This window comes from Oceanisphaera sp., from assembly GCF_052084945.1.
GTDB lineage: Bacteria > Pseudomonadota > Gammaproteobacteria > Enterobacterales > Aeromonadaceae > Oceanimonas.
In genome coordinates this window covers 1-5,549 of record NZ_JBQDEX010000146.1, presented here as the reverse complement: position 1 = coordinate 5,549, position 5,549 = coordinate 1, and the positions used below count along the sequence as shown (strand labels likewise).

The 5,549-nt window shown below is 45.9% G+C and carries 3 protein-coding genes and 1 pseudogene; 1 reads left to right on the top strand and 3 read right to left on the bottom strand.

Features of this window, described 5'->3' with window-relative positions; genetic code table 11:
- The first annotated feature begins 239 nt into the window (after positions 1-239).
- Positions 240-923: a hypothetical protein gene (locus tag ACTHY5_RS11055; protein WP_441879596.1), complete on the top strand. Its 684-nt coding sequence runs from the start codon at positions 240-242 to the stop codon at positions 921-923.
- A 42-nt stretch (positions 924-965) separates the two neighbouring features.
- Here ACTHY5_RS11055 and ACTHY5_RS11050 read toward each other — a convergent pair.
- The 3 genes and pseudogenes from ACTHY5_RS11050 to rapA form a co-directional block, all read right to left on the bottom strand.
- A pseudogene (locus ACTHY5_RS11050) lies at positions 966-1,243 on the bottom strand (ISAs1 family transposase); the annotation flags it as partial.
- 368 nt (positions 1,244-1,611) lie between these two features.
- Complete coding sequence (locus tag ACTHY5_RS11045) at positions 1,612-2,271, bottom strand: RluA family pseudouridine synthase (RefSeq protein ID WP_441879598.1); 660 nt, start codon at positions 2,269-2,271, stop codon at positions 1,612-1,614.
- Positions 2,272-2,289: 18 nt separating this feature from the next.
- Entirely contained in the window at positions 2,290-5,163 is a 2,874-nt protein-coding gene (rapA, locus tag ACTHY5_RS11040) for an RNA polymerase-associated protein RapA (RefSeq protein WP_441879594.1), read from the bottom strand.
- Between the last annotated feature and the right edge of the window lie 386 nt (positions 5,164-5,549).

Sequence of the window (5,549 nt, the reverse complement as noted above, 5' to 3'; positions counted from 1 at the left end):
AGGTCAATCAGGTCTTTAACCACGCCAACGAACTGACCATGAAGGCCAATCGCAACCACAGCGACCTTGGCCCGGTTAAGCCTGAGTTATAATGGGCTTGAAATCAGTTTAAGTGAGACTTTAGTAGAGCCTGATGCTATGACAGTAGCGGGCTTCCATGACATTGGCCAAGTTCTTGCTTTTATAATGTTAGAAGCTAAAAAGGAGCTAGACCAATGCATAAGTTGAGGAGACCTATCATGGATATTGCCGGACGTACATACAGTAGCTTTGCTAATGAAGTCGCTATCAATGCGCTTAATAAGTTATTAAGTGTGACTAAGCTGCCTTTAGAATATCAAGCCACTATGAAAAAATTGGGGCTATATCTTGGTGAGACTTTGAATAAAACACTACCAGATGGTGCCAAGTGTCTTGTTGCCTCTACAGCTGAAGACGCTGATTTTTTGTCATCAGGTGTTATTGAGAGTCTACAGCCTCATCATGAAACCTTAGCCGCAGTATTCTGGAATAATCACTATAGTATTCAAGGCGGCAGTGTTGCTCCTATCGTTCATAAATACCTCCAGCCTGGCTATGAGTCTATTGATTGTTTAGTGGTCGTTAAGTCTGTAATTTCTGGTAGCTGTGTGGTGCGAACTAATATTTTGGCTCTTATTGAAAAGTTAAATGCCAGTAAAATATATATAGTGGCGCCAGTGATGCACGACAAATCTGAAATCGCACTTAGGTCAGAGTTTCCTGATGAGATATCTTCAAAATTTGAATTTATTTACTTAGCTAAAGATACTAAAAAAGAAGCAGAAACTGGTGAAGTGATCCCTGGAATTGGTGGCCAAATATATCAATTGTTAGGAATGGAACAGCAACCGGTTAATAATGGTTATATGCCCAGCTTAGTTAAAAAGCTTATTGCACTATAGCCTGTCACTACTTCCAGGGCGAGAGCATACTTTGTTAGTAATTTAACCAAAGAATAATTGAGCCCGGTAATCGTCGTTCCAGCCGGCCCGTTTCAACTTGTTGCGTGACTCGGTGAGCCACACTGGCTTTGCTTAAGAATGTTCATGATAAACCGCCGGAACAAGGCCATATTTTCGACAGCACCTTCCGTGGCAATCCGTGAGGCATCTTCGTTAAACACCACATCCAGAACGTAATGTTGGCTGTTCTCTATGCGCCAGTGCTGACGAATATAGTGCCCCAGCAGCTTGTGTTTAGGCGACAGTGAGCTGACATAGTAATACCAAACACACTAAATAATCGATCTATTTAAATACAGTATAAAGAGGAAACAGAGTCACCTCCCTCGACACGCCATAAACCCATCCATGGGGGCTCAGGAAATGCCGTCCATGGCATTTCATGGTCGTGGGAGCTGATCTCTGTTCCCTCCTTTGAGGCATTAAGCTGTCAGCTAGCCCTAATTACAGGCGGCTCCATAACTTAGAGCCGGATAAAGGGAGCGACTACACTGACCATCACATGACAGGGAAGTCATGTGCTTGAGCGCCACAGGGAGGTGCTTGTAGCGTGTCAGTGGAGTGGCCCCTTTTTTCGGCATCTACAGAAGATAAAGCTGACCACTTACTTAATCCGATTGGTATTAAACTAGGCTATATCAAAAGGAGCGGGGGCGGTAAATGTTAGCCAGTCATTGGTATTGGGATGATAAAACGCCAGCTCGCTCGCATGCAATAATAAATGAGGAGCCATGGTTAGCGCCTTGCCCTCGGCATATAAATTATCACCTAAAATAACATGGCCTAAGCTTTTCATATGCACCCGTAGCTGATGAGAACGCCCAGTAATGGGAATAAGCTCGATCAGGCTGCGATCACCTAGGCGATGCAGGCAACGCCAATGCGTTAACGCCGCCTTACCATGCTCATAATTAACCATTTGGCGCGGGCGGTTAGGCCAATCACAGCATAAAGGTAAATCAACACTGCCCGCTGTTTCTTGTGGGCTACCATACACCCAAGCGTAATAGCGCTTAGCCGTTTCACGCTCACGAAATTGCCGGCTAAGCTCACTGTGCGCCTTAGGGTGCAGCGCCATGACAATGACACCCGAGGTCGCCATATCTAATCTATGTACTATTTTTGCCGTGGGATAAACCCGCGCCACCCTCAATGCCAAGCTGTCGCGATGTATTAGCTCACGTCCGGGCACACTCAGTAAACCGCTAGGCTTATTCAAGACAATAATACAGTCATCTTGATACAAGATCTCAAACGTGGGATCCAGTGGTGGATCATAGTGTAACAATGCCATCTACTGTAGTCCTTATTGGTGGCTAACCACAATGTAGCGAATTGCATCTAGTTTTAAACGGGTGTTATTTAACAAGCTATTTAGTTCGTCTTGCAGCTCTTGTACGTGAGTAATTTCACTTTCTCGCACATTGGGATTGACCTTCGCCAATTGTTGTAAGCGGGTTAACTCTTGGCCAATTGACTCGTGCATTTGTGTACGAGCCTGCGCAACCAAAGCCTGCATTTGTCGCTCTGCTACCGGTGTTGCCTGTTGCAATAATTGATGAATAATCGCCTGTGAAGCACTAACTAACTTGCTGGCTAAATGACGATTGACTGGGCTAAGTTGGCGATCAAACGATTCAAACGTCACTTTCTCTGCTAAATCATTACCATTTTTATCTAATAGCAAGCGGATAGGGGCCGGAGGTAAGAAGCGATAAAGTTGGGCATTTTGTGCCGACTCTGCCACAAAAATCAGCTCTAAGAACTGGGTTCCCACGGGCAAGGCTTTATTTTTAAGGATGGCGACCGAGGTAGTGCCAATCTCAGAGCCTAATACCAAGTCGATACCACCACGGATCATCGGATGATCCCACGTTAATAATTGTAAATCGTCGCGGCTTAACGCGGTATTGCGATCAAAGGTAATGCTGGCGCCATCTTCGGGTAGACTAGGAAAACTTGGGATCAGCATATGCTCTGTTGGGCGTAGTACAATAGCATTTTCCCCACGGTCATCTTGGTTTACACCGACTTCATCGAACATTTTAATAGAAAAAATCGCCAGTGTTGGATCTTCATCTACCTCTTCAAGTTCTCCGGCCAGATCACGCTTGTGGATAACACCGCTAGAGTTTAACTCTAATAATCGATCTCGCCCTTGCTCCATTTGGCTATTTAGCTCGTTCGTTAGGGCGCGAGTATCAGCAATCAACTGCTCTAAAGCTGCTTCATTTTGTCCATGCTTAGCCAGCAAGGCTAATAAGGATTCAGACACGTGTTGATAAACAGGGTGGCCCACGGCGTTTGGTTTGCTAAACGCATCCATGCCCTGATGATACCACTGAGTTAATGCCGCCTGTGCCGTACCTTCAAGATAAGGCACATGAATATCAATATCATGTAATTGGCCAATGCGGTCTAAACGACCGATACGCTGCTCTAACAAATCAGGGTTAAGGGGTAAATCAAACAATACTAACTGGTGAGCAAATTGAAAGTTACGACCTTCTGAACCAATCTCAGAACAGATCATCACCTGAGCACCACCCTCTTGCTGAGCAAAGTAAGCTGCAGCTTTATCGCGCTCTAGTAACGACATGTCTTCGTGGAATACGGTGCCGCGAATTCCTTCCTTAGTACGTAACGCCTCTTCTAATGCTAACGCTACACCAGCTTTTGCGGTAATCACTAAAATTTTATCGTTACGTCTATTTTTAGTATATTCAAGTAGCCATTCAAACCGGCTATCGAATTGAGTCCAGGAGCTATCATCGCCTTCAAATTGGCGATAAATTTCTTCTGGGGCCAGAGCCTGCAGTGCTTGCTCGGCAAGATCTTCGCGACTGCCCATCATAGCTGCCACTTTAATTGCCGTTTTATATTGGCTAGATAATGGCAGAGGGTGTAAATGTAAAACTCGTGATGGAAAGCCCTTAATGGCTTGGCGTGTGTTACGGAACAATAAACGCCCCGTTCCATGTCTGTCTAATAACTGTGTTAATAATTGTTGTCGCGCAGCCGGGTCGGTTAATGCACTGCTGTCCATATCGTCCATAAAAGGTGCGAGTCGTTCCATGGCCGCTTCATTAATAGGCGCGTCCGATAGCAGGGCTTCTGCGGCTTCGGCAAGCGGTTGATATTCCGCTTCTTCTGCTAAAAAAGCCTCATAATCATAGAAACGCTCAGGATCGAGTAAGCGCAGGCGAGCAAAATGACTTTGGTGGCCTTGTTGATCGGGAGTTGCGGTTAATAATAAAACACCCGCTGTATCTTCGGCTAAAGCTTCAACTACTTGATATGCACGGCTGGGCTTTTCAGCATCCCAAACTAAGTGATGTGCTTCATCTACTACTAATAAATCCCAGTCACTTTCATGCAACTGCTCAAAGCGTTTACGCTTTTTAGTAATAAAGTCGAGGCTACATAATACTAACTGCTCGGTATCAAACGGGTTAGCAGCATCGGCAAAGGCTTCTACACACCGCTCTTCATCAAAAATCGCAAAATGCAGATTAAAACGACGCATCATTTCAATCAGCCACTGATGAATTAAAGCATCAGGCACCAAGATCACAATGCGGCTGGCGCGACCCGACAACCATTGCTGTTGGATGATCATGCCCGCTTCAATGGTTTTACCTAACCCCACCTCATCAGCTAGCAAGACCCTAGGTGCATAGCGGCTACCCACTTCATTCGCAATATGTAACTGATGCGGGATCAAGCTGACTTTACCGCTAGCCATGCCTCGTAGCTTAGAGCGACGGCGCTGAAACTGATGCATCAGTGCTTGATAGCGTAGGTTATAACGGCCTATTTTATCTATTTGTCCGGCAAACAGGCGCTCTTGCGGCTTATTCAGTTTAATAAAGTGGTTAAGAAAGGTTTCTCTTAGGCTGGCCTCTTCACCATTATCTAAGCGAGTACCATGATAGGTTAATAGCCCCTCTTCTTCGCTTACCGAGCTGACTTGTAATTCCCATTCTTCATGACTGCTGATCACATCACCGGAGTTAAACATAACGCGAGTAATAGGCGCGTCACCTATGGCATACATACGGTTCTCACCGCAGGCCGGAAATAGCATGGTTACCATGCGCACATCGATAGCCACGATGGCGCCTAGTCCCAAATCGGTTTCTGTGTCACTGATCCAACGTTGGCCGAGGGAAAAAGGCATTTAAATCTCCAAGCAGAAGAGGGTATAAAAAAAGGGGCGCTATCTTAGCGCAATCAACCCAAGTGCGCACCCGTCAAAAACAAAAGAACGCCATCAAACGCCAAACCTTCGCTTTATCTATTACTCCTGCTTCAACTGCGCAGTGTTTAGGAAGAGAAAGCCGTACGCGTTACGTTATACGCTGTACCAACCAATCAAACCTGTGCTTCATTTGTGTTTGTAGGCACAGCTTCAGCTGTGCGGTGTTTAGGTTTGAACCCGTGCACCATATCCGGCGTTTGAATGTGGGTGTTTGGGTTTGAATGTGTGCATGGGAACCGGCGCTGCCGGTTTTCGCGGCTAAAGCGCGCGACTACATTCGTGCACCATGCCACTATCGGAGTTGG

Excerpts from the sequence above, each read along its gene's own strand:
- ACTHY5_RS11055 (WP_441879596.1), top strand. The coding sequence starts at position 240 with ATGGATATTGCCGGACGTACATACAGTAGCTTTGCTAATGAAGTCGCT.
- rapA (WP_441879594.1), bottom strand. The coding sequence starts at position 5,163 with ATGCCTTTTTCCCTCGGCCAACGTTGGATCAGTGACACAGAAACCGAT.